Here is a 23,192-nt window from a genome sequence, read left to right as displayed (position 1 = left end):
CTTACTCCTGTCTAAAAAATATTGAGCGGCAGCCTTGCCGTAAATATATGTCCTTTCCTAAAAATAGTCGGGGTGTTGTAAGCGTTCCTGCTGGCGCAAGGAAATTTAATCAGGTTGTGAGCTAACGCTCATTACGCTACTGACGCTGATCGGGAGCTTTAATCTTCTGGAGTATAGACAAGGAGTTAGGTGCAACGGTGGCAATAGTAAGAACTATTGATTTTTTGTATGGTAGCACCCGATATAAATAACATCGGGGTTAGGTATTCTCTATTTCGAAAATAAGAACGCGCTATTCTTTTATATTGAATAGCGCGTTACGTTTTATTTCATCATCTCGCGAATTAATTTTCCCAGCTGTTTCACAGCCTGTTCCTCACGCTCTCCCCAGTGCCATGCGGTATTAAAGCGAAAAAAACGAGTCCAGCTCCCCGAGGTCGAAAACATTTTTCCCGGTGCAATGCTGATATGGTGCGCCAGTGCCTGGGTGCTGAGCACGCCTGCATCAAGCGGTTCAGGCAGTTCCAGCCACAGAAAATAGCCGCTGTCGTTATGGTGAATTTTGACTTCCGCCGGAAGATGACGCAGCAACGTTTGCCAGGCCTGCTGTTTGCGTTCCGCCAGTTGACGGCGTAAGCGGCGCAGATGCGCGTCATAGCGCCGGGTTGACAGATAATCCACGAGCGCAAGCTGCATGGGGGAACTGGTGGATAACGTGCTCATGAGCTGGAGTCGCTGAATACGTCGAGCATGCTTCCCGGCCGCCACCCAGCCCACGCGAAATCCGGGCACCAGGCACTTCGAGAAGGATGAACAATGCAAAACGCTGTCGGCGCGATCCCAGGCTTTGGCAGGCAGTGGTTTTTCGCGACCAAAGTACAGCTCGCTGTAGACATCATCTTCTATCAGCATTACATGATATTTTTCCAGCAATGCGACCAGGTGCGCCTTTTTCTCTGGGCTGAGCGTAAAACCCAGCGGATTTTGGCTGTTGGTCATCAGCCAGCAGGCTTTTACCGGATACTCCTGTAACGCTTGCTCCAGCGCGGTAAGATCGATCCCCTCTTTCACGTCGGTGGCAATCGAAAGCGCCTTCAGCCGTAATCGCTCCAGGGCCTGCAACGCCCCGTAGAAACAGGGGTTTTCGACAATCACCCAGTCTCCCGGTTCGGTAACCGCCTGCAGGCTCAGGTTGAGGGCATCCAGCGCACCGGTAGTGATGACAATCTCATCAGGTGAAATGGTCATCCCCTGTTGAGCATAGCGGCGGGCAATGGCATGGCGCAGCTCATCATTTCCCGGCGGCAGGTTTTCTATCACGCTCATGGCGGTCGCGGTTTTACTGACCTGCGCCAGCGAGCGGTTCAACTGCTGGAGGGGAAACAGACGCGGATCGGGGAATGCAGAGGCAAATGGCATCACTGACGCATCCCGGCTGGCCTGCAGCATATCAAAAATATAGGTGTTGATATCCACCGCTTCATCGCGCATCACCTGCGCCTGCGGCGCTGCCAGCTCACGTTCAGGGCGCGCGGCAACATAGTAACCCGACTGCGGCCGGGCGATAATCCGGCCCTGACTTTCCAGCAACTGATATGCATGTCCGACGGTCATAAAACTCATGCCGCTGCTGACCACCTGCTCGCGCAAGGATGGCAAGCGATCGCCGGGCTGCCATACGCCAGACGCGATTTGATCGCGAATTTGCTCAGCCAGTCGCTGGTATTTTTTCATTTTTCGTCCTGATAATCGGTGTCGGTGACAAGCACTGTGTATATCAGTTTACATAATCAGGGCATTTTTTATAACTGTTATAGTTAACAGTTTTACAACATCGTTACTGACAGCTCCTTGCCTAAGGCGCGTGCAGCTATTTGCACAGCATCAATTTTTGTTGCGTGCTTTAAATCGAACAAACGGGTAATTTCCTGCTTAGGCCTGCCGATTCTGTTTGCCAGCTCCTGCTGGGTGATTTTTGATTCAAGAAAGGCATTTAACAAAAGAACCTTCGACGCAATGCTCAGGGGGATTTCCACATAGTCACCTTCAGCGCCAACCGCCGAAGGTAAAGGAATCGGTTCGTTATCGTCGAAATAGAATTCAAAAGCGGTCACCAATGCAGACTGCGCAGCCTGCAAAGCCCCATGACGGGTTTCGCCCTGAGTTAATGCTTCAGGAATATCCGGGAAAGAAACCACGAATCCACCTTCCACGGCGGGGATTAGATTAACGGGATAACGCATGATTTTTTCAAAATCTCTCATATAATTAACCTCATATTGATGATGACTGTAAGCCAAGCTGCTTCAGGATCGATTTTCGCAAGGCTTCTTTTATTTCATCACCAGGATGCCTGGGCATAACGCTACGCCTTCCCTGATACCTCAACTTCAGATGATTTGAGCCGTTTGTAACAGCCACTCCCTGAGATTCAAGCCAGCGTCTGAACTCACTTTGCTTCACTGCGCCTCCCTGTCGTCTATTATACGCACAAAGTAAACATTTATGATTACCTTTTCATTACCTCGCTAGTGATAGCGTAAAATCACTCGCGTGGGGAGGACGCGATTCAATAACAGGAATCCAGGTTCCAGATTTCATATCAGCCAGGCCAACCTATAACAGCACGACAACTGTTATGGTTAAAAAGAACTGTTCTGTTTCTGCCTTCCATTGCTTCGCAGCCTTAGAATTGCGCCAAATCAATTTTGCCTGCGGAGCTAAGCATGTTCGGTCTTGACGCGTTTCACCTGGCGAGGATCCAGTTCGCGTTTACGGTATCCTTTCACATCATCTTTCCGGCGATTACCATTGGCCTCGCCAGTTATCTGGCGGTGCTCGAAGGGTTATGGTTAAAAACGAAAAATCCGACCTGGCGCTCGCTATACCATTTCTGGTCGAAAATATTCGCCGTAAACTTTGGTATGGGCGTGGTTTCCGGGCTGGTGATGGCTTATCAGTTCGGCACGAACTGGAGTGGTTTTTCCGAGTTCGCCGGTAGCATCACCGGGCCGCTGCTGACCTATGAAGTATTAACCGCCTTCTTCCTCGAAGCGGGCTTCCTTGGGGTAATGCTGTTTGGCTGGAATCGGGTTGGCCCAGGGCTTCACTTCTTCGCGACCTGTATGGTTGCGCTGGGTACTATTATTTCTACCTTCTGGATCCTCGCCTCCAACAGCTGGATGCAAACGCCACAGGGCTATGAAATTGTTAACGGGCAAGTCGTTCCCGTCGACTGGTTCGCCGTGATTTTCAATCCTTCCTTCCCTTATCGTTTGCTGCATATGTCCGTTGCCGCCTTCCTGAGCAGCGCGCTGTTTGTCGCGGCATCAGCCGCATGGCATTTATTGCGCGGTAATAGCACGCCAGCAATTCGCGCGATGTTTTCAATGGCGCTGTGGATGACGTTAATCGTCGCCCCGCTGCAGGCCTTAATTGGCGATATGCGCGGGTTGAATACGCTGAAGCACCAGCCTGCAAAAATTGCGGCGATTGAAGGACACTGGGAAAATCCGCCCGGTGAACCGACCCCGCTGCTGTTGTTCGGCTGGCCGGATATGGAGCAGGAGCGCACCCGCTATGGGCTGGAAATCCCGGCGCTGGGCAGCCTGATCCTGACTCATAGTCTGGATAAACAGGTCCCGGCGTTAAAAGAATTTCCGAAGGAGGACAGGCCCAATTCCACCATCGTGTTCTGGTCGTTTCGCATTATGGCAGGGTTAGGCATGCTGATGATCCTGCTGGGCGCGTTTGCCCTGTGGCTGCGTTATAAGCAGCGGCTATACACCTCACGTCCTTTCCTGCGCTTTGCATTGTGGATGGGGCCCTCCGGTCTGATTGCCATCCTTGCCGGCTGGGTGACCACCGAAGTTGGCCGTCAGCCGTGGGTGGTTTACGGTTTGCAACGTACGGCGGATGCGGTTTCCGCACATGGTGATTTACATATGAGCATCAGCCTACTGTCTTTCTTTGTGGTGTATAGCTCGGTGTTTGGCGTGGGTTACAGCTACATGATCCGCCTGATCCGTAAAGGACCACAGGAAGATGAGCCGACCATTCCACCAACAGGCACGCCGGCACGGCCGCTTTCTGCTGTCGTTCTCGATTCTCAACCGGAGGCACACCGCTAATGGGTATCGATTTATCAGTTATCTGGTTTGTAATTATCGTGTTCGCCACGCTGATGTATATCGTGATGGACGGTTTTGATCTCGGGATCGGTATTTTATTCCCTGCGATTTCGGATGCGGATGACCGCGATGTGATGGTCAACAGCGTCGCCCCGGTATGGGACGGTAATGAAACCTGGCTGGTGTTGGGTGGCGCCGGATTATTCGGCGCTTTTCCCCTGGCCTATGCGGTGATTGTCGATGCGCTAACGATCCCGTTGACCCTGATGCTCATCGGCCTGATATTTCGCGGCGTCGCGTTTGAGTTTCGCTTCAAAGCCACGCCGGCGCATCGACCATTCTGGGATAAAGCTTTTCTCGGCGGTTCAATCCTCGCGACATTCACTCAGGGTATTGTGGTCGGTGCCGTACTCAATGGATTTTCCGTCACCGGACGCAGCTACAGCGGTGGTCCTTTCGACTGGCTGACCCCCTTTACCCTGTTCTGCGGCATGGGCCTGGTTGTAGCCTACGCCCTGTTGGGGGCAACATGGCTGGTGATGAAAAGCGAAAATCCGTTGCAGGATAAAATGCGCTGCGTGGCAAGAAAACTGCTGCTGGCGATGCTGGTTGTCATTGCCATTATCAGTCTGTGGACGCCGCTGGCGCACAGCGCCATTGCCGAGCGTTGGTTTAGCCTGCCCAATCTGTGGTTCCTGATGCCGGTTCCGCTCCTGGTTGCGCTGATTAGCCTCTGGCTGTGGCGCTCGCTGGGTCAGCAAAACAGCCATACGCTGCCTTTTGTATTGACGCTGGGGCTAATTTTTCTCGGGTTCAGCGGGCTGGGGATCAGTATCTGGCCCCACATCATTCCACCTTCCATTACGCTGTGGCAGGCGGCAGCTCCGGCGCAGAGTCAGGGCTTTATGTTGGTTGGCGCGCTGCTGATTATCCCGATAATCCTGGTGTACACCTTCTGGAGCTACTACGTTTTCCGCGGCAAAGTTCAACATGGTGAGGGGTATCATTGATGCAACAAACAATCTGGAAACGCCTGATGTGGCTGGTGATCCTCTGGGGCGGCAGCGTGCTGGCCCTGGCCGCCGTTGGTATGTTCTTTCGTCTCCTGATGACGGCCGCCGGATTTAAATCCTGATTCTCTCTCTGATAACAACCGGGCAGCGCTGCACTGCCCGGTTGTGACAAATCCCAACGTTATCTAAACAAAAATGTAAAAAACATCGAAATGACAAAACAGAGATTGTCATTAACCCGATTAAAATATTGAATAGTCACCTGGCGAAATTATCGTCAATTCCGCAGCTAACGTACCAGAGGGTGCATGATGTTTAAGAAAGGGTTAACGGTGTTATTGCTGGCCAGCGCGCTTTTTTCCGGTCAGCTTCTCGCTACTAATCAGGGACATGAATATATTCAGGTGCAGGATGCCGATCACTTATTACGACACACGGCCGACAGCGATGAACTACGAATGACGGCGGAAGAATCCGCCGCCGATCTTCGCGAACACCATTATTGGCAAAAATCACGCAAACCCGATACACATCAGAGCTAACCGTTAGCTTTTACGCTTTGGCAACGTTTTCAGCAGTTCTTCAGGACTGACGGAAGCCACCACGCTGCCCGGCAACGGCATCTTCAGAATGTGATGTTTCATCTTGCCGATCACGTGCATTTCGCACGGTCGGCAATCAAATTTCAGCGTCAGGACCTCATCGCCGTTAACCAGCTGCATCGGCGTGGCTTTCCAGCTTTTGATATTTCCTTTCGCCTGTTTCGGACACAGGTTAAACGCAAAACGCAGGCAATGTTTGGTGATCATCACCGGCACATCGCCCTTCTCTTCATGCGCCTCATAGGCGGCATCAATCAACTGCACGCCATAACGGTGATAAAACTCTCGCGCTTTATGGTTGTAGACGTTAGCCAGAAAGCTCAGATGCGTTTGCGGGTAAACCGGTGCCGGCTGGGCAACCGGTTTACGGCGACCGCGCTGATAGTTTTGCAAACGAGTTGCATCCAGCATGTCGACCGCTTCACGTCGCAGCTGATTCAGTTGACCGTTCGGCACGAACAATGCTCCCGGCAGATTCACCTGAATATTACGGGCGTAATACAGCGTTTGTCCCAGTTTTGCCAGGCCATCCTGCAGGTTGCTCAACGCTTTTTCTGCATTGTTCGCTTCCTCAAACTGGCCGTCCAGCGTATGGGTGATACTCACCCCCTCCTCACTGGTGAGCGTCAGGATCAACTGTTCCTGCCAGCCGCCCAGCTCAATATCGACCGCGACGCGGCGTTCGCTGGAGGTTTTGGTCAACGCTTGCTGCCAGTTATGATCGAGATTGCGGTTCAGCGGATGGTTGGCGCGCACTTTGTGCAGGTCGGCGGGCATTTCATTCGGCCACACCCGATAACGATTGTGCCCCGTTTTTTCAACGGTGTTGGCGCGAAATCCGACGACCTCACGCTTGATTAACACGTTCAGACCATCCCCGTTGGCCAGCGGTTCTGTTACCTCAACATCGAGATGATCTTTTGCCACCTTCAGGACTTCGCCAACCGGCAGACCGATGAACTTTGGTGAGTCGAATGCGCCGATATCCCCCTTACGGGCATTCACAAAATAATCGGTGCTGCCGCGATGGAAGGTCTTTTCCGTGGATGGAGTAAAGAAATGTTCGGTACGCCCGGCTGAAGAACGGGCAAGATCGCCGCGCTCTTCAATAATGGCGTCCAGCATCTGACGATAATGCGCGGTAATATTCTTCACATAGCTCATGTCTTTATAGCGCCCTTCAATTTTGAATGAGCGCACGCCTGCGTCAATCAACGCGCCGAGGTTGGCGGTCTGATCGTTATCTTTCATCGACAGCAGATGTTTTTCATAGGACACCACGCGCCCCTGATCGTCTTTCAGGGTATACGGCAGGCGACAAGCCTGAGAACAGTCACCGCGGTTAGCGCTACGTCCGGTTTGCGCATGTGAAATATAACACTGGCCTGAATAGGCGACGCACAGCGCACCGTGAATGAAAAATTCAATAGTCGCATCCGTAGCCTGATGGATGGCGTTTATCTGCTCAAGGCTTAGTTCGCGCGCGAGGACAATTTGGGTGAATCCGACGTCAGAAAGAAACTTCGCCTTCTCGACGCTGCGAATATCACATTGGGTGCTGGCGTGCAGCTCAATGGGAGGAATATCCAGCTCCAGAATCCCCATATCCTGCACAATCAGGGCATCAACGCCGGTCTGATACAGATCGGTAATTAATCGCTGTGCGGGCTCCAGCTCATCATCATGCAAGATTGTATTTAGCGTCACAAAGATTTTCGCCCCGTAACGATGCGCAAACGGCACCAGTTCGGCGATATCTTTCAGGCTGTTACTGGCGTTATGACGCGCGCCAAAACCCGGTCCGCCAATGTAAACGGCGTCAGCGCCGTGCAAAATGGCTTCACGTGCAATGGCGGTATCCCGGGCCGGGCTTAACAATTCAAGGTGATGAGGCTGCTGGCGCATACAGTTGTTACCATCCACAAGTGGTAAAAATGGCGGCTATTGTAGTCACAAGCGCGGCTTTTCGGAATAGTTTTCCCGATTAACCGCGCGGGTAATGGATCAGGGAATGAAAGTGAACCGTTTGTTCGCTACTGTTACGGTAGCTATGCGCCCTGTCTCCCGCAAAACGCACCCCCTCGCCGGATTTCATGGTGCGCCACTGCCCCTCAATACACATATCCAGCAGCCCATTTATCACCACCACGTGCTCTATAACGCCGGTTTCATGCGGAGTCGATTCACTGAGTGCGCCAGGTGCCAGCTGTATCGAAAAATGATCGAAGCACAGCTGTGGGTCCCACGGAAACAATGGCGTGACGACCATCGCCTGCTGCTGGGGATCGAATGTTGGCGCGCCGTCTGACTCTGGCGGTGAAATAAACGTCGAGAATGGCACGTTCAGTCCGGTGGCAATTTTCCACAATGTCGCCACCGTTGGGCTGGATTCATTGCGCTCAATCTGCCCCAACATGGCTTTTGACACGCCGGTTTCCTCCGCCAAACGTGACAGGCTCCATTCCCGCTGGTGACGTAGCGTGCGAAGCGTTGTGGCCAGATAGTGGGTTAAGTTTTCCATTTTTCGCCTTCCTGACTCTCCTTTCTCAAGGCTACAGCTTAGCACTTGTACGCTATAACGCACAGTGCTACATTGATTGACCGTTATAACGCACACGGAGTGACTATGCGCGCATTTTCCATCCCACTGCCCACCGTATTATCGGGTTTTGTGGCTGTCCTGGTCGGTTACGCCAGCTCGGCTGCCATTATCTGGCAAGCGGCCCTGGCCGCAGGTGCGACCACAGATCAAATCGCGGGCTGGATGACCGCGCTGGGGATTGCAATGGGCGTCAGTACGCTGGCGCTGACGTTATGGTATCGCGCTCCTGTGCTCACGGCCTGGTCAACACCTGGCGCCGCGCTGCTGGTTACGGGTCTGCACGGGGTATCGATTCAGGATGCTATCGGCGTTTTTATCGTAGCTAACGCGTTGATTGTGCTGTGCGGCATAACCGGATTGTTTGCCCGTCTGATGAAAATAATCCCCCACTCACTGGCATCAGCCATGCTGGCCGGGATCCTGCTGCGCTTTGGTCTGCAGGCCTTTAATAGCCTCAACAGTGAGCTTATTTTGTGCGGTAGTATGCTGGTGGCATGGCTGGTATTTAAAGTCACAGCCCCACGGTACGCGACGATCGCCGCGATGCTGGCGGGTATCGCTATCGCGCTAATAAAAGGTGACATTGTCACAAGCGGAGTGAATTTATCGCCGGTCATGCCTGCGTTTATAGCCCCACACTTTTCATTTGCCTACAGTATCAGCATTGCGCTACCGCTGTTTCTGGTTACCATGGCTTCACAAAATGCCCCTGGTATTGCCACTATGAATGCGTCGGGCTATTCATTACCCGTTTCACCGCTCATTATCTTTACCGGCCTGCTGGCGCTGATTTTTTCGCCGTTTGGCGTCTACTCCATCTGCATTGCCGCCATAACAGCCGCAATTTGCCAAAGTCCCGAAGCGCATCCTGATGCCAAACGACGCTGGCTCGCCGCCGCCGCGGCTGGCGTCTTCTATCTTCTGGCTGGGGTGTTTGGCGGTTCAGTCACAGGACTAATGGCGGCACTGCCCGTAAGCTGGATCCAGATGCTGGCCGGTCTGGCCTTGCTCGGGACAATTAGCGGTAGTTTGTATCAGGCGTTGCATAATGAAGCGGAACGCGATGCAGCCATCGTTACGTTTTTGGTCACGGCCAGCGGCCTGACGTTATTGGGGGTTGGATCTGCATTCTGGGGGCTGGTCGTAGGCGGTATCTGCTACGCCGTGTTGACGTTATTTCGCCGCACGTAGCTGCGTTGGCGTTTTACCGGTTACCTGTTTAAACCGGTTACTAAAATGGCTTGCCGAACTGAATCCGCAGGTCATCGCAATATCTGACAAACTGCGTGAAGTGTAACAGACCAGATGCTGTGCCAGCGCCATACGACGTTGCATCACGTACTGATGCGGTGCCATATTCATCGACTGGCGAAACATTCTGGCAAAATGGAATTCGCTGAGCGCCGCCTCACTAGCCAGATCGTTCAGGGTGATTGGGTACGCCAGATGCGCGTCAATATAGGCCAGCACGTTACGCAAGGTGACTGGCGCGAGTCCCCCGGTGACGGTGGGCAGTCGCCATTGAACGTTGCTGTAATGCTGGATCAGATGCGTTAACAGTAGCGAAGATGCCGCGCTGAGCGTGAGGTGATTGGCCGGTTGCTGCCAGTCGTTATCAAGCAGAAACTGACGGTAAACCGCCGTGATCCCCGGGTCACTGCCAAACGTGTGCTCGTCCAGCGTGAAGCTATAGGGGCTTTTATCCCAGACTTTTTCACCCACTTCGCGCAGATGTTCGTCGGTACAATAGAGATGAACAAAGGAGAGATCGTCGCGGATATCCCAACTTGATTCGCTCTCTTTCGGCATCAGGCAAAAACGGTCCGGTCCGCCGCCATTCTTCCAGCCCCCCGCCGTTTTGTGGTAACTCTCGTAGCCATCCGCGATATATAAACTGAGCGTATGGTGATCGCAATACTGGGTGATGGTATCGCGCTTGTTTGACCAGGCCGCCAGTTGGATCCCTGAATGTAACGCAACCGATTCATGCAGCACGGCATTATGTTTGCGTAAGTTTTCAAAGGCATCGTAGGGCTGAGGCATACCATCACATTCAAAATAAGTTAGCAGGCTTTCAGTCTATAACAGCCACATATTGTTAACAGCTTCCTTTTCGCTTTTACGCTAAAAAAGCGCAAGATTTTGCAAGTCCGCCGCAAACCGATGAAAGCCTCCTGCCGCCAGACATGACACAGTGTGAACCTGAATCCAAAAAAGAGAGAGTTGTATGAACGCACTGTTGTACTGCCTGGTGGTGGTAATTTGGGGAACGACATGGATTGCGATTTATTTGCAGCAGGGCCCGGTTTCTGCGCCGGTTTCTATCTTTTGGCGCTTCGCCGTTGCCAGTTCGCTGATGATAGTGATCCTGCTGGTTAGCGGTAAATTACGCAAACTGTCTGGTCGCGATCATCTGTTTTGTCTGTTACAGGGTGGATGCGTTTTTTGCTTCAACTTCTGGTGTTTTTATACGGCTGCGGCCTGGATTAATACCGGCCTGGAGTCGGTGATTTTCTCAATGGCCGTCCTGTTCAATGCGGTCAATAGCTTCATCTTTTTTGGGCAAAAACCACCGCTGCGTTTCTATATAGCAGCCGGTCTTGGACTGACGGGCATTGTGACTCTGTTCTGGCAGGATTTGCTCAACAGCGGATTCAATCATTCCTTGCTGCTGGGTATCGGCTTAAGCGCCCTTGGAACCTTCGGTTTCTCATTGGGTAATATGATCAGCATGCGTCACCAGAAAAAAGGGCTGGAAGTGTTAACGACCAACAGTTGGGCCATGCTGTACGGCACGCTGTTGATCGCTGCCATTGCGCTGATGCGCGGGGACAATTTTACGCCACAGTGGACATTCAGCTATCTCAGCGCGCTGTTATATCTGGCTATTTTTGGCTCAGTGATTGCTTTCGGCGCTTATTTCACACTGGTAGGTCGCATTGGTCCCAGTAGGGCGGCATACAGTACCCTGCTTTTCCCGCTGGTTGCGCTAACGCTGTCAACATTGTATGAAGGATACGTCTGGCAGGTTAACGCTATTGCCGGATTGGTGTTGATTTTACTGGGGAATATGGTGATGTTTGCCCGACCAGAAGTGCTGATGGGTAAACTATTCTATCGACGCCGGGTGGCATAAAAAAACGCACCATCCTGAGATGGTGCGTTGATTATTATTGTGGTTTTTTGTTCACGTCAAACATGGTGGCATCCGTCGCCATGTCATCAACAACTTTCTTCAACGTTTCGAATGTCATCGGCGTATTTTCGTTGCTCAGATCTTTACCTTCACCCTTACGTACAACTTTAACTACCGGTTTATTGGTCGCCGCATCAATCAACTCACCCTCGAAATAGAGGTTGGTATCCATGGTACGGTGACCCGTTGCCATTTGTGTTCCCGCAACGAGTAGCGCAACCGGGATCACTTCATAGAACTGCAGTCCTTCTTTGCTCGTTGCAACACCGGTAATCGCTCCGCGGAAAATCAGGCTACGTGGCCCAGGGGTAGTAACCAGGGGCTTACGCTTGCTGATGGCGGATTTCAACTGGGTATTGGTGTAGGTCAGCAGTTGATCAAGAACCTGCTGCCCTACCTGCGTGGTAGGTTTAGGAACCGGATAATACGTTACCGGGTTATATACAATGTTGTCATATTTGGATTCGTTGTAGCTTGGATCAACCCAACGGAGTACGGTTTGTCCCGATGCTGATTGTGTTTCCTTCAAATCAGAGTAATTTTTTAAAAACCCAGAATATTTATCCGGCGCGGTCACTTTTGACGCACAGCCGGATAATGCCAACAAGCCAGTAAGCACTGCAACTTTAAATAAAGTTTGAGTACGCATGAAACGATCCCTTTAGTTTTCGCAATGATGCTTAAAAAGGATAGCAAAACCGTTTCATTTTGGATGTACTAAAAATGGTAAACACCGCACAATTTTCTCTCTGCACCCGGCACAAAAAATGCTGAGCGCAGAAAGAGTTAACCCAGGCGGGAGGTTCAGGCAGTTTTGCGTGCCAGCATTGTGGCAAAGCGCAGTTTAATTCGATTACCGTTTTCATCCGTACGATGAAGTTCACCCACGTCTTCGTTATATTTCAGCAGATCCCATCCGCTGTAATAGTTGCGCAATTCTCCGGTTTTAAACGCGAACGGGAAACCCACGGTACACGGAAAATCATCGGTATCCATCGCCGCGACGATTAAGTTATATCCGCCCGGTTTAGTGCAACGCTGCATATTTTCAATAAGGCCAGGGATAGTTTTGGCTTCAAGGAACATCAGCACAACGGTAGAAAGAATAAAATCATATTCACCATCAAAGCGTAATGCGTTGAGATCCGCGACGTTAGCGTGCAGATTGGTCAGCCCTTCCGCCGCTTTGATACGCTCAAGGTTAGCGATGCTCATGGGATTTTTATCCAATGCTGTCACGTCATAACCGTTTGCCGCAAGGTACAGGCTGTTACGACCGTTACCGCAGCCCAAGTCTAACGTTTTACCTGGCTTAACAATTTTTGCCGCTTCAACAACATCGGAATGCGTACGAGTTAAATCGTATTTCTCAGTAAAGTAGTTTTCGTCGCAAAGGGTCATTATTTATCCTCAGATTTCAGTAATGCAGCACGCTCCGTGCGGATGAGCAGTTTCCCCTGCATCAGCAATGCAAACGTACGTACCAGTAATAATGCAATGATAAAATTGGTAAAAATAAACAGTGGGATCGCCAGCGTATGAAAAAATCCTGACTCGCTACCGTGGCCCAGATGCAGCCCTGTTGTTGCCAGAGCCGACACGCCAAACGAGAAGCTCCAGAAAGACGCATTAAATGGCTGTGACAAATACCACGGCATGAGCCGTAGCATGAACAGCAGTTGCAACAGACCATAGCCGAACAACATTTTGGCTAACGTATCGCCCTCGCCGCCGTTGACGCTAAGCCAGGCGCTGCAGGCGACCAGCGCAGGCGCCAGTTGAATGCCAAGTGAAGTACGTAACACCGCAGGTAACTCGCCGCAGCTACGTAAACGTTGCAGAATCACCGGCTCCAGACTGAGCCAGGAAAAAACCCCGGCGCCCAAAAACACCAATCCTGCGTCGTTGAAACCCAGTGCGCCACAGGCCATTGCACTGATAAAGTTATTTGCGACGGTCGGCAGATACAGACCCGGCGTGGTGGCTTCCTCTGGATGCGATCCACGCCACAACCCTGCCGTTTGCCAGGCGGCGTAGGCCAGCTGTATCACCACGCCAATGCTGAACAACCCAATCGCCAGCGCTCGATACCACGGGACAAAACCAATTGCGACCAGCATCGTTGTGGCCGGAAACAGACTGACAAAGCTGCTCATCACCGGGTGACGAATTTCCGCCAATACGCTATGCGGAAAACGCAGTAAACGGCTCAGAAAAGCCAGCGTCAGCAGCCCCCAAATGACCATTGCGAGGATCACTAAACCGTCGCCAATCAAGTGACTCACAGGCCACACCTGACTGGCATAGCGCCACGCAAACCCCATCCCAATGATGCCCAGTACCATGCCAAAATAACCGGCCGGAAGATTGAGGACCCGCTCACTCTGTTTGTTCTTACTCATTTTGTTTATTTTTTAAAGTATATTTGAAATGCATTTTATGGAATTTCCGCTGATTTAGCCAGTGCGGAAAACTTTGCTACGTTTAACTAAGGTGCGCAACATGGAAATGAGCTATGACCAAATATCGTCTCAGCGATGAGTCTCGATCCTTTAGTTACCAGGATAATGGCAATAAAAAAAGCGTATTACTACGCCAAATCATTGCGCTCACTGATTTTAATGATGTCCAGGCCGGTACGCCCGGAGGCTGGATCGATAATGAAAGCGTGCTGTCACAAAGCGGTGATTGCTGGATTTACGATGAAAACGCGCTCGCATTTTCCGGCGCGACGATTACAGGAAACGCCCGCATTACTCAGGCAAGCGTGGTCAGAGATGGCGCGCAAATTAGCGATGACGTGCGGATTGACCGGGCTGAAATCAGTCATAACGCGCAAATACGTGACAACGTCACTATTCAGGATTCTGTGGTTCGCGGCGAGTGCCTTCTCTTTGGTGATGCGCGCGTGGTGCGTGACTCTGAAATCATCGCCGCCAGGGGGCTAACCCGTGAAAGCGACCAGTTCTTGCAAATTTATGATCGGGCTTTTGTCAGCCACTCACGAGTGGTGCATCAGGCGCAGATCTATGGCGATGCGAAAATCAACTATGCCTTTATTGAACATCGGGCGGAAGTTTTTGATTTCGCACAGGTGGAAGGTAATGAAGAGAACAATGTCTGGATTTGCGATTGCGCCAAAGTCTATGGATATGCGCGCGTCATCGCCGGGACCGAAGAAGATGCCATACCTACCCTACGCTACAGCTCGCAGGTGGCGGAGCACGCGGTAGTTGAAGGTAACTGCGTGCTGAAACACCACGTGTTGGTCGGCGGTCATGCGCAATTACGCGGTGGACCGCTCCAGTTAGACGACCACATCCTGATTGAAGGCCACGTCTGCGTGCTGGGCGAAGTGCTGATCGAGCATCACATTGAGATAGCCGGTCAGGCGCATATCCAGGCGTTTGATGGCGATACCATTCACCTACGCGGACCGAAAGTGATTAACGGTGAACAGCGCATTACGCGCACGCCTATCGCAGGTTTATTCTGAAGAGCCATCAATGATGCGGGCGTAGAGATTCACATCATAGTAATCACCATTAAGGAATTCCGCCTGTTGCATACATCCTTCCAGTTGGAAGCCATTACGCAGCGCCACCTGATTGCTCTCAACGTTTTCTACGCGACATTTAATCACGAAGCGGCGAATCTCCTGACGCTGCGCATAATGATGAATTAAGGCCTGTAGCGCCTGGGACATGATGCCTTTACCCTGATGCTCCTCATCCAGCCAGTAGCCGATATAAGCCGCTTTGTTCAGCGGTTCTATCTGGTTAAACGAGATAACCCCGACCACATTTTCTTGCGCAAAAATCAGGAACATTTTGGCGTAACCGCGCTGGTGCAACATCATATTGCCCTGCACATTCTTGCGGGTGTCCTCCTCAGAGGCAACAAACTGCGGCCAGTTCAGCGACTGCTGGAGCCAGCTTTTATTTTTAAGCACCAACTGATGCAGAGGCGTGACGTGTTGCTCTTCTACGGCACGCAGTTCCAGCGTGTCATTGATGGTAATCACTTCTGACATTTTCATTCCGTTATGATGGTTAAGCAGGCCACCCTGCTCAATCAAATAAAAACAGGAAGGGCTCCCTTTTGGAAGCCCTTTTACACAGCAAGCGCCGTTTTACTTAGCTCTCACTGACACTCTCTTTTTGCAATATTTTGAGCAGATCTTCCTTCAGGTGGAGTTTCTGTTTCTTAAGGCGAACAATGTCCAAACTATACCCCCGACCATCCGAACCTTCCAGTCTGGAGATCTCATGATCAAGGCTGTTGTGTTTTTCGAATAAGGACAGAAAGCGAGGGTTCTCGGATTTCAGTCGGGAAATAAGGTCTCTGTATTCTGGAAACATACTTTCTCCCTGTTAGTGGAAAAGGACGTGTATAAGAAATACACATCTCCAGAGTACCCACTTGACTTACAGAAAAATGCGAACGGGATCGAGTAAATAGTGTACAGAATGGTTGTGAAGAGGATTACAGATACGGCTCCCCATTCGGAGAGCCGTAAAGGGAGTGATTAACGCATCTCGCGGTCGTCAACGTACTGACGTTTATCCGGCGCTGGCGGGAAGTACTGATACAGCCAGGTTTCACTGATGGCGTCGCCCTGACAACGCAGGAACATACGCATATCTACCGGATCGGTTGAGTCAGAGGTCGGATACCAGTCAAACTGAATGCGATAACCGTCGATAGGTTCCACGTAAAGGATCTCAATCTGTTTCGCTTCACCGCTGGAGAGCGTAATCACCGGTTCAATACCCTTCGGCGCTGCGGCTTTTAGATCGCCACCAACGAAATCAACAGCAAAACGTCGCGCCCATTTTTCCGGGTAGTGCTCGCCCGGCGCCCATCCTTCCGGGAAGCCGCCCATGCCTGTTCGGGTCGCCATCACGCGAGCCAGCGGTGAACGCACCGGTGGCTGAGCACTCCAGTACAGGCGATATTTGAATTCCAGATCATCGCCCGCTTTGATCGACCTTTCAGGCTGCCAGAAGCAGACGACGTTATCCAGCGTTTCGCCGGTCGTCGGGATCTCCATCAGGCCGATAGTCCCCTTGCCCCACTGGTTACGCGGTTCGACCCACAGGCTCGGACGCTTGTTGTACCAGCCCATGATATCCTGGTAATGGGAGAAGTCGCGATCGAGCTGCAGCAAGCCAAACCCTTTCGGGTTGTTATCGGTATAGGCGTTGAACTGCAGTTTTTGCGGGTTATTCAGCGGGCGGCAGATCCACTCGCCATTGCCCCGCCACATCGCCAGACGGTCGGAATCATGAATTTGCGGGTGAATGGTGTCACACATCCGACGTTCGTTGTTGCCGCAGCTAAACATGCTGGTCATCGGTGCAATACCGAGCTGCTTGATGTCTTTGCGCGCATAGATGTGGTTTTGTACATCCATGATCACCTGCGTTTTCTCGCAGTGGATCACGAACTTAAATGCACCGGTTACGCTGGGGCTGTCGAGAAGCGCATACACGGTAAAGGAGGTTGCGCCCGGTTTGACCGTTTCGAACCAGAAAGAGGTGAAATCAGGAAACTCTTCTTTGCTGTCGGTGTAGGTATCTACCGCCAGACCGCGGGCCGATAAACCGTACTGATAGGTGTCATCCACGGCGCGGAAATAGCTTGCGCCCAGGAAAGAAACGATATCGCGACGGGCTAATTCTGGCGCTTTAAACACGCGGAACCCGGCGAACCCGAGGTCAGTCTGCCCTTCCAGCTGTTTGGTATCCACACCCGCATCATTGTATTTAAACAGTTCCGGACGGAAGTGGATTTCGCGCGCCATATGCGTGCTGCCATCAACCGAGAACATGCGTACGCGGCGACGGAAGCCCATTCCCACGTGGAAGAACTGCGCATCAAGCTGACGATTTTCAACATTGTTCCACAGAGACTGCTCTGCGTCATATTGAATGCTGTTGTAGGCCTGCGGCGTCAGTTTCGCCAGCGTGTCAGGTAACGCGCGCGGTGCGCCGCCCCAGGGCTTCTGTGCTAAGTCATGGGCCATCGATTGCAGAACGGAAAAATCAAAACGTACGGTTTTTCCGTCTGCAATGTCAGACTCTGCCGCAAAGGCGGCGCTGGAAAAGAGTGATGCAATACCACTGGTTCCGCACACGGCGGCCATTGCCATTGAACCTTTAATAAATCGTCTGCGATTCATGCCTGAAAGTAAGTCCTTCTGGTCGTGTAAATGGTCCCGCGCCGGCCATAATCAGCGGCAAGAGAGTGCACATTTCTGACCGCTCACTCTAGACAAAATTCATTAATAATCCAATTGTTGGTCGCCGATTATCTGTACAAAATCGAAAATATTTTATGTCGATGGGAACAGACCGAATCCCATGTAAATTCAATTAAAGTAAACCACACCGCCGTTTACTTCGATCTTGCGCCTCCTGATACAGCGCAAACTCATCATAAACCGCACACCCCAGCGCCTGTTCAAACGCGTCGCGGCTGGAATTACCGTGGCTACGGGCCTGAGTTTCATTCCCCAAATTAGACTGGAAAATCCCTGCGGCGCTCACCGGTAAAAAATCTTCGTAGGTAATGGGTTGAGCAACCAGCCAACCCCGCTCAATGAGCGGTTGCGGGTCGTCATCCGGGCGAATCGCCTGTCGATGCGCCTCGCCCGACGGCGTCAGCCGGTAGCGGAACCAGGCAAGCCCCTGCTGGCGCAGCAGAAATTCGCTGTCCGGGAATGCTTTGAACACCTCCTGCAAATGCAGCTGATGCGTCAGGTTGTCTTTTCCCGTTCCCGCTTTATTCAGCAATTCGTCGTACAATGCTCTGCCTTTCGGCGTCAGGGCCACGCCGCGCTGTTCGATTTCACCAAAACGCGCCGTGTGAGTGCCACGCATTTCACCGGCAAATAACACCGGCTCTTCCAGCGCTTTAAAACTGGTCTGACGCAATAAAATGGGCACCTCGCGGCGCGGTGGCCCTTCAATCAGTATTTTGGGTTCAATACCACACTCCGGCATCATCGACTGAACCCGGTCGATATCCAGCGTACGCGGCGTCAGATGGTTGATATGACACCCAGGGAAACACACCACATCAGCAATCAGCCGGTGCTCATTGTGCAATGCGTGATAGGTCGCCTCATCGACCGTGGCATGCTGATGCCAGCGGAAAGTTTCCAGCGCTTCTTGCACAAACTCCTGCGCCTGCTCAGGCGTAAAACTGCCCTGCACATCAAACTCATCCAGCAGTTCGTGACAACGACGGGTGAAAATATCGCGTTTCGCGAGGATCTCCGCGGCTTTTTGCCGTAGCGCGGCATTTTCGATTAATTCGAGCCGCAATAACGAGGTGAATACCCGAAACGGGTTGCGCGAAAGCGACGCATCGTCAATGGGACGAAACGCGGTGGAATGCACGGGAACACCGGCCTGGGAGAGATCGTAATAACTCACCGGATACATGCCCATAATGGCAAACATCCGGCGTAGCGTAGAAAGCTCCTGCGCAGTGCCCACCCGAATGGCGCCGTGGCGCTCAACGTTTAGCCGGGCCAGCTCATCTGCATTCGCCAGTTTTTCATGCAGCGTAGGATTATTTTCCAGTACCGCCAGATTCACATCAGCGACAAGTTCCAGCAACGTGCCATATTGCGGGACTTCCTGCTGGTACATTGCTGACATTGCCTGCGAAAATTGTTCCCGAATCTCATCTGCCGTGATGGTGTTCGCCATAATGTCATGCCTCCAGTGAATATTACCTGGAGTGTAGAAAACGCCGCTGACTCCGGTGGGAAGAATTTACAAAGTGTGACCCCGCGTAAATTTCCCACCCCTACAGACGCTGAACAGAACCTACTGGCGTGGTTTTAAATGACTTTCCAGCCAGGGCAACATCTGTTTTTTACGGCTGAGCATCCCCTCCACCTTACAGGGTTGCGGGATGTCTGACAGCTCTGGGCCGGCAAACCACAGGCTGGTGTCGCCCAGATTAATATCGGTGAGCATCAGTACAACCAGCGCGGCATTCTTTTCCTCAGCATAGCGCGCCATTTCCAGACGGAGATCGTCCAGCACCGCATCCACCTGTTGCAGCGCATACAGTTCAAGCTGCGCCACACAGACCGAATGTCCATGAATGGTGAAGGTTTTAATGTCTTTCTGCAGAAGCTCGCGAGCGCTCATGCCTTCCACGCTTGTTTTAGCAGACAGCAGGTCGCGACTAAACGCCTCGAGATCCACACCGGTTTTTTGGGCCAGGGCCTCTACCGCCAGGCGATCGTCAGAGGTGGTCGTTGGTGAGCGAAGCGTGACAGTGTCACTCAATGCGGCACCCAGCAATAAAACGGCCTCAGCGGCAGACAACTGGTTGCGCTCCTCTTCCGTCATCAGTTGCCATAACAGCGTCGCGCTGCTGCCGACTGGCTTCACCCACACTTCTGGTGGCAGACGAGTGACTAATCCACCGAGTCGGTGATGATCGATAATTCCCACGACGTTACTTTCTGCCAGCGATGCCGGCCCCTGGGCAGGCTCGGTGAAATCGACCAGCCACACATCACGATCGGTCAGTTCAAACGTCAGCCGTTCGGGCATCGTCAGTCCCGCATGCTCAAAGATAAATTGCGTTTCGCGGTTAGGTTCGCCCAGACGCCATGCCGTCGCCTGCTGGCCACGTAAAGTAAGCCAACGCGCCGTCATGGCGGCGGTACAAATGGCATCGCTATCGGGGTTAAGGTGCCCTATTACATCTATCATTAATCAGTACCTTGTGAAGAGAATGGTTCAAAAGCAAACAATAACGAAAGTATATCGACTGGACGGATTCTCTTCCATGATCCCACCACCCGGTGGCGCTGTACAAAACATAAGCAAAATAAATCAGTTGTAAGTAAAATGGGATAAATGTTAATAATATTTTGCTATCAAGTTATCAAAATCGAACAACTTCACTTGTCACCGATACGACTCTGTTTTTAACATCGCTTATGGAAAAAAATGTTCTGTTCAATCAGCGCATTCGCTTGCGCCACCTTCATACTTTTGTCGCCGTTGCACAGCAGGGAACGTTGGGCCGCGCGGCTGAGACCCTTAACCTGAGCCAACCAGCCCTCTCCAAAACGCTGAATGAACTGGAGCAACTGACCGGTACCCGGCTCTTTGAGCGTGGTCGCCTTGGCGCACAATTAACGCTGCCCGGAGAACAGTTTCTTACCCACGCAGTCAGAGTGCTGGATGCGCTCAACACCGCCGGACAAGCCTTAAACCAGCGCGAAGAGTCACAGACGGATGTTGTACGGATTGGCGCCTTACCCACCGCGGCCCTGGGCATTCTGCCGGCGGTCATTGGCCCGTTCCATAAGCAGCAAATGGAGACCACGCTGCAGGTTGCCACCATGAGTAATCCCATGATCCTGGCGGGTTTAAAGTCAGGGGAAATTGATCTCGGCATTGGCCGTATGGCCGATCCGGAATTGATGGTTGGTCTGAACTACGAGCTGTTATTTCTGGAATCGCTCAAACTGGTCGTGCGCCCTAACCATCCGTTGTTGCAGGAAACCATCACGCTGAGTCGGGTGATGGAGTGGCCGGTGGTGGTTTCACCAAAAGGAACCGCCCCTCGCCAGCACGCAGAGGCGTTGTTGCAAAGTCAGGGCTGCAAAATGCCGCCGGGCTGTATTGAAACGCTGTCAGCATCGCTCTCCCGCCAACTGACGGTCGATTACGACTATGTGTGGTTTGTCCCTTCAGGCGCGGTTAGAGAAGATTTACGCCAGGCGACGCTGGTGTCGTTGCCGATACCCACCCACGGTGCGGGTGAACCCATCGGCATTCTTACCCGTGTCGATGTGCAGCTCTCTCAGGCCGCGCAGATCCTGATCGCCGCAATACGCAAAACCGTACCGTTTTGATGCCAAAAATTAAGGGACCATCAGGTCCCTTAATTGATTTTATTGTTAAAACGTTTCCCAGTTATCGCCACTGGCAGTTGCCGCCTGCGGGCGTGAATGGTCAGGCTTTGTCGTCACAGGCGCGCGTTTAATAGCACTTGTCCCTGTTAAACGGAATGTGCCAACAGCTTCCGTTAAGCGCGCCGCCTGCTCTTCCAGCGATGCCGCTGCGGCAGAGGCTTCTTCAACCAGCGAGGCATTTTGCTGCGTTACCTTATCCATTTCTGAAATTGCCTGACTCACCTGGACGATACCCCGGCTCTGCTCATCAGAGGCCGCTGCAATTTCCAGCATAATGTCGGTGACGCGTTTTACCGCATCGACAATATCCGTCATCGTATTGCCCGCAGCGACCACTTCTCCGGAGCCCTGGTCAATCAGTCGGACTGATTCGCTGATCAATCCTTCAATCTCTTTTGCCGCCTGAGCGCTGCGGCTTGCCAGCGTGCGCACCTCACTGGCAACCACGGCAAATCCACGGCCCTGCTCTCCAGCCCGCGCCGCTTCAACCGCTGCGTTCAGCGCCAGAATATTGGTCTGGAAAGCAATGCTGTTAATAACGGCTGTGATTTCGGAGATTTTCTTCGAACTCGTTGAGATATTGCCCATAGTTTTGACCACGCCAGAAACCATCTGACCGCCCCGACTGGCCTTACCGGAGGCATCTTCTGCCAGCTTGCTCGCATGATGCGCGTTGTCGGCGTTTTGCTTCACCGTCGCAGTCAACTCTTCCATGCTGGCCGCCGTTTGTTCAATCGCCGCAGCCTGTTGTTCGGTACGTGAAGACAGATCGGTGTTCCCCGCCGAAATCTCACTGGTACCGCGATAAATCTCTTCCGCGCCCTGACGCACCGTGCCTACCGTTGTCCCCAGCGAACGTTGCATTGTTTGCAGATGGCGGCTCAGGCGACCAATTTCGCTGCGCCCGGTCGGTTCCTCCGGCATGGTGAGATCCCCCGCTGAAATTTGCTCAATACGCTGGGCGGCACGCAACAGAGGATGAATGACGGTACGGCGCAGAACAATGAACGTCATCACGGTCAGCGCCAGCGCAAGAACAAATGCGCCCAGCATAAAAGCCATACCAAGCTGTGTACGCTGATGCGCCTGCTCGCTTAACTGATTCGCCCTGGTGGTACGAATGTCGATCGCCTTTAACAGCACCTTGTTGTAAGCAGAGTCCAGCGGTCTGGCCTGTTCATTTTCATGGTTGATGATCGCTTCAAACATGCCGTTTTTAGCGTACTTCAGCATCGGCTGTAAGCCATCGGTATAGGCTTTGAAGCTGGCGCTCAGTTCAGCGTCTAACGCTTCATCGGCAGGCGTTTTTACCGCGCGTGACATATAAGCATTGAAACCGTCCTGCGATTGCTTAATCCGTTTTTCTGCCTCGGCGATATTGGCCTTCATGTCATCCATTTCGGCAATACGGCTCGCCGCGCCGGCGTGGATCATGTTGATACGCGCGGTACGCAAGTGGTTAGAGCTGTTAGATAACCCCATCCTGACCTGAATCTCATCGGTCACGTCGCGCTGATCGCGATCGGCCTGCATAAGAAAATAGCTTGCCAGCCCGGAACTTAAGGCGAACAGCAGAAGGATGCCACCGAGAATGGAGGAAAACAGCGGAACCAGCCGGATTTGATGCAGAAAGCCCAGTTTATGCTGGGCTTGCATCGATGTAGTGTTGTCCATGACCGTCGACTCTCTTG

The 23,192-nt window shown here is 52.3% G+C and carries 23 protein-coding genes; 8 read left to right on the top strand and 15 right to left on the bottom strand.

What is annotated here, in order from left to right; genetic code table 11:
* Positions 1-324: 324 nt before the first annotated feature.
* From HV311_RS11785 to HV311_RS11775, 3 genes are all read right to left on the bottom strand, one after another.
* On the bottom strand, positions 325-1,734 hold the full coding sequence (locus HV311_RS11785) for an aminotransferase-like domain-containing protein (protein ID WP_019076828.1): 1,410 nt from the start codon (positions 1,732-1,734) through the stop codon (positions 325-327).
* A 92-nt stretch (positions 1,735-1,826) separates the two neighbouring features.
* Positions 1,827-2,243 carry a type II toxin-antitoxin system HicB family antitoxin gene (locus HV311_RS11780; protein ID WP_131341011.1) on the bottom strand — a complete coding sequence of 139 codons (417 nt, stop codon included), beginning with the start codon at positions 2,241-2,243 and terminating at the stop codon, positions 1,827-1,829.
* Positions 2,244-2,274: 31 nt separating this feature from the next.
* Entirely contained in the window at positions 2,275-2,463 is a 189-nt protein-coding gene (locus tag HV311_RS11775; protein ID WP_049259794.1) for a type II toxin-antitoxin system HicA family toxin, read from the bottom strand.
* Positions 2,464-2,726: 263 nt separating this feature from the next.
* On the opposite strand from HV311_RS11775, the gene HV311_RS11770 reads away from it, so the two are divergent.
* The 4 genes from HV311_RS11770 to HV311_RS11755 all read left to right on the top strand — a co-directional run bounded on the left by HV311_RS11770 (position 2,727) and on the right by HV311_RS11755 (position 5,685).
* Positions 2,727-4,130 (top strand): cytochrome ubiquinol oxidase subunit I, encoded by a 1,404-nt coding sequence (locus tag HV311_RS11770; RefSeq protein ID WP_191221123.1) that lies wholly within the window; start codon positions 2,727-2,729, stop codon positions 4,128-4,130.
* On the top strand, positions 4,130-5,140 hold the full coding sequence (cydB, locus tag HV311_RS11765) for a cytochrome d ubiquinol oxidase subunit II (RefSeq protein ID WP_191221122.1): 1,011 nt from the start codon (positions 4,130-4,132) through the stop codon (positions 5,138-5,140). Before HV311_RS11770 ends, cydB begins: the two co-directional genes overlap by 1 nt.
* Positions 5,140-5,265, top strand: a complete 126-nt coding sequence (locus tag HV311_RS11760) for a DUF2474 domain-containing protein (protein WP_003020230.1) — start codon at positions 5,140-5,142, stop codon at positions 5,263-5,265. The genes cydB and HV311_RS11760 overlap by 1 nt, the downstream gene beginning before the upstream one ends.
* A gap of 189 nt (positions 5,266-5,454) precedes the next feature.
* Positions 5,455-5,685 (top strand): DUF2554 family protein, encoded by a 231-nt coding sequence (locus HV311_RS11755; protein WP_016156585.1) that lies wholly within the window; start codon positions 5,455-5,457, stop codon positions 5,683-5,685.
* Between the two features lie 3 nt (positions 5,686-5,688).
* Here the strand turns inward: HV311_RS11755 and HV311_RS11750 are convergent, their stop codons facing one another.
* Positions 5,689-7,650, bottom strand: coding sequence for a peptidase U32 family protein (locus HV311_RS11750; protein ID WP_191221121.1), 1,962 nt, complete (start codon positions 7,648-7,650; stop codon positions 5,689-5,691).
* Between the two features lie 79 nt (positions 7,651-7,729).
* Positions 7,730-8,266: a helix-turn-helix domain-containing protein gene (locus HV311_RS11745; protein WP_016153160.1), complete on the bottom strand. Its 537-nt coding sequence runs from the start codon at positions 8,264-8,266 to the stop codon at positions 7,730-7,732.
* 105 nt (positions 8,267-8,371) lie between these two features.
* Here HV311_RS11745 and HV311_RS11740 point away from each other — a divergent pair, with 105 nt between their 5' ends.
* Positions 8,372-9,538, top strand: coding sequence for a benzoate/H(+) symporter BenE family transporter (locus HV311_RS11740; RefSeq protein WP_191221120.1), 1,167 nt, complete (start codon positions 8,372-8,374; stop codon positions 9,536-9,538).
* Here HV311_RS11740 and HV311_RS11735 read toward each other — a convergent pair.
* Positions 9,521-10,390, bottom strand: a complete 870-nt coding sequence (locus HV311_RS11735; RefSeq protein WP_046275602.1) for an AraC family transcriptional regulator — start codon at positions 10,388-10,390, stop codon at positions 9,521-9,523. The genes HV311_RS11740 and HV311_RS11735 overlap by 18 nt on opposite strands.
* Before the next feature lie 184 nt (positions 10,391-10,574).
* Between HV311_RS11735 and HV311_RS11730 the strand changes: the two genes are divergently transcribed.
* A complete protein-coding gene (locus tag HV311_RS11730) occupies positions 10,575-11,483 on the top strand; it encodes a DMT family transporter (protein ID WP_016153163.1) in 909 nt (302 codons plus the stop codon).
* A 34-nt stretch (positions 11,484-11,517) separates the two neighbouring features.
* Here HV311_RS11730 and HV311_RS11725 read toward each other — a convergent pair whose 3' ends face one another.
* From HV311_RS11725 to tehA, 3 genes are all read right to left on the bottom strand, one after another.
* Positions 11,518-12,192: a DUF3313 domain-containing protein gene (locus tag HV311_RS11725; RefSeq protein WP_016153164.1), complete on the bottom strand. Its 675-nt coding sequence runs from the start codon at positions 12,190-12,192 to the stop codon at positions 11,518-11,520.
* 155 nt (positions 12,193-12,347) lie between these two features.
* Positions 12,348-12,944, bottom strand: coding sequence for a tellurite resistance methyltransferase TehB (gene tehB, locus HV311_RS11720; RefSeq protein WP_049282403.1), 597 nt, complete (start codon positions 12,942-12,944; stop codon positions 12,348-12,350).
* The gene (tehA, locus tag HV311_RS11715) at positions 12,944-13,945 is read right to left on the bottom strand and encodes a dicarboxylate transporter/tellurite-resistance protein TehA (RefSeq protein WP_049270261.1); all 1,002 of its coding nucleotides are present in this window, start codon (positions 13,943-13,945) and stop codon (positions 12,944-12,946) included. The genes tehB and tehA overlap by 1 nt, the downstream gene beginning before the upstream one ends.
* A gap of 113 nt (positions 13,946-14,058) precedes the next feature.
* On the opposite strand from tehA, the gene ydcK reads away from it, so the two are divergent.
* Positions 14,059-15,039, top strand: a complete 981-nt coding sequence (gene ydcK, locus HV311_RS11710; RefSeq protein ID WP_191221119.1) for a YdcK family protein — start codon at positions 14,059-14,061, stop codon at positions 15,037-15,039.
* Here the strand turns inward: ydcK and rimL are convergent.
* The 5 genes from rimL to HV311_RS11685 form a co-directional block, all read right to left on the bottom strand.
* Entirely contained in the window at positions 15,031-15,576 is a 546-nt protein-coding gene (rimL, locus tag HV311_RS11705) for a 50S ribosomal protein L7/L12-serine acetyltransferase (protein WP_016156595.1), read from the bottom strand. The two genes, ydcK and rimL, sit on opposite strands and share 9 nt — an antisense overlap.
* Positions 15,577-15,679: 103 nt before the next feature.
* Complete coding sequence (locus HV311_RS11700; protein ID WP_003833168.1) at positions 15,680-15,904, bottom strand: YdcH family protein; 225 nt, start codon at positions 15,902-15,904, stop codon at positions 15,680-15,682.
* 167 nt (positions 15,905-16,071) lie between these two features.
* Positions 16,072-17,727, bottom strand: coding sequence for a glucan biosynthesis protein D (locus HV311_RS11695; protein WP_029139548.1), 1,656 nt, complete (start codon positions 17,725-17,727; stop codon positions 16,072-16,074).
* Between the two features lie 193 nt (positions 17,728-17,920).
* Positions 17,921-19,264 carry a 2-oxoadipate dioxygenase/decarboxylase HglS gene (gene hglS / locus HV311_RS11690; RefSeq protein ID WP_016156596.1) on the bottom strand — a complete coding sequence of 448 codons (1,344 nt, stop codon included), beginning with the start codon at positions 19,262-19,264 and terminating at the stop codon, positions 17,921-17,923.
* Positions 19,265-19,384: 120 nt separating this feature from the next.
* Positions 19,385-20,287, bottom strand: coding sequence for a manganese-dependent inorganic pyrophosphatase (locus HV311_RS11685; protein WP_046275604.1), 903 nt, complete (start codon positions 20,285-20,287; stop codon positions 19,385-19,387).
* 230 nt (positions 20,288-20,517) lie between these two features.
* On the opposite strand from HV311_RS11685, the gene pcaQ reads away from it, so the two are divergent.
* Positions 20,518-21,441: a pca operon transcription factor PcaQ gene (gene pcaQ, locus HV311_RS11680; RefSeq protein ID WP_003020288.1), complete on the top strand. Its 924-nt coding sequence runs from the start codon at positions 20,518-20,520 to the stop codon at positions 21,439-21,441.
* Between the two features lie 45 nt (positions 21,442-21,486).
* Here pcaQ and HV311_RS11675 read toward each other — a convergent pair whose 3' ends face one another.
* Positions 21,487-23,175, bottom strand: a complete 1,689-nt coding sequence (locus HV311_RS11675; protein ID WP_065554424.1) for a methyl-accepting chemotaxis protein — start codon at positions 23,173-23,175, stop codon at positions 21,487-21,489.
* Positions 23,176-23,192: the final 17 nt, after the last annotated feature.

It is taken from the genome of Citrobacter sp. RHBSTW-00881 (genome assembly GCF_013728515.1).
Lineage (GTDB): Bacteria > Pseudomonadota > Gammaproteobacteria > Enterobacterales > Enterobacteriaceae > Citrobacter > Citrobacter braakii.
The sequence above is the reverse complement of the archived record's forward strand: the minus strand, read 5'-3'. Positions and strand labels throughout refer to the sequence as shown.

Bases quoted from the DNA above. Each gene is read 5' to 3' on its own strand.
- HV311_RS11785 (WP_019076828.1), bottom strand. From the start codon at position 1,734: ATGAAAAAATACCAGCGACTGGCTGAGCAAATTCGCGATCAAATCGCG.
- HV311_RS11780 (WP_131341011.1), bottom strand. From the start codon at position 2,243: ATGCGTTATCCCGTTAATCTAATCCCCGCCGTGGAAGGTGGATTCGTG.
- HV311_RS11770 (WP_191221123.1), top strand. From the start codon at position 2,727: ATGTTCGGTCTTGACGCGTTTCACCTGGCGAGGATCCAGTTCGCGTTT.
- cydB (WP_191221122.1), top strand. From the start codon at position 4,130: ATGGGTATCGATTTATCAGTTATCTGGTTTGTAATTATCGTGTTCGCC.
- HV311_RS11760 (WP_003020230.1), top strand. From the start codon at position 5,140: ATGCAACAAACAATCTGGAAACGCCTGATGTGGCTGGTGATCCTCTGG.
- HV311_RS11755 (WP_016156585.1), top strand. From the start codon at position 5,455: ATGTTTAAGAAAGGGTTAACGGTGTTATTGCTGGCCAGCGCGCTTTTT.
- HV311_RS11750 (WP_191221121.1), bottom strand. From the start codon at position 7,650: ATGCGCCAGCAGCCTCATCACCTTGAATTGTTAAGCCCGGCCCGGGAT.
- HV311_RS11745 (WP_016153160.1), bottom strand. From the start codon at position 8,266: ATGGAAAACTTAACCCACTATCTGGCCACAACGCTTCGCACGCTACGT.
- HV311_RS11740 (WP_191221120.1), top strand. From the start codon at position 8,372: ATGCGCGCATTTTCCATCCCACTGCCCACCGTATTATCGGGTTTTGTG.
- HV311_RS11735 (WP_046275602.1), bottom strand. From the start codon at position 10,390: ATGCCTCAGCCCTACGATGCCTTTGAAAACTTACGCAAACATAATGCC.
- HV311_RS11730 (WP_016153163.1), top strand. From the start codon at position 10,575: ATGAACGCACTGTTGTACTGCCTGGTGGTGGTAATTTGGGGAACGACA.
- HV311_RS11725 (WP_016153164.1), bottom strand. From the start codon at position 12,192: ATGCGTACTCAAACTTTATTTAAAGTTGCAGTGCTTACTGGCTTGTTG.
- tehB (WP_049282403.1), bottom strand. From the start codon at position 12,944: ATGACCCTTTGCGACGAAAACTACTTTACTGAGAAATACGATTTAACT.
- tehA (WP_049270261.1), bottom strand. From the start codon at position 13,945: ATGAGTAAGAACAAACAGAGTGAGCGGGTCCTCAATCTTCCGGCCGGT.
- ydcK (WP_191221119.1), top strand. From the start codon at position 14,059: ATGACCAAATATCGTCTCAGCGATGAGTCTCGATCCTTTAGTTACCAG.
- rimL (WP_016156595.1), bottom strand. From the start codon at position 15,576: ATGTCAGAAGTGATTACCATCAATGACACGCTGGAACTGCGTGCCGTA.
- HV311_RS11700 (WP_003833168.1), bottom strand. From the start codon at position 15,904: ATGTTTCCAGAATACAGAGACCTTATTTCCCGACTGAAATCCGAGAAC.
- HV311_RS11695 (WP_029139548.1), bottom strand. From the start codon at position 17,727: ATGAATCGCAGACGATTTATTAAAGGTTCAATGGCAATGGCCGCCGTG.
- hglS (WP_016156596.1), bottom strand. From the start codon at position 19,264: ATGGCGAACACCATCACGGCAGATGAGATTCGGGAACAATTTTCGCAG.
- HV311_RS11685 (WP_046275604.1), bottom strand. From the start codon at position 20,287: ATGATAGATGTAATAGGGCACCTTAACCCCGATAGCGATGCCATTTGT.
- pcaQ (WP_003020288.1), top strand. From the start codon at position 20,518: ATGGAAAAAAATGTTCTGTTCAATCAGCGCATTCGCTTGCGCCACCTT.
- HV311_RS11675 (WP_065554424.1), bottom strand. From the start codon at position 23,175: ATGGACAACACTACATCGATGCAAGCCCAGCATAAACTGGGCTTTCTG.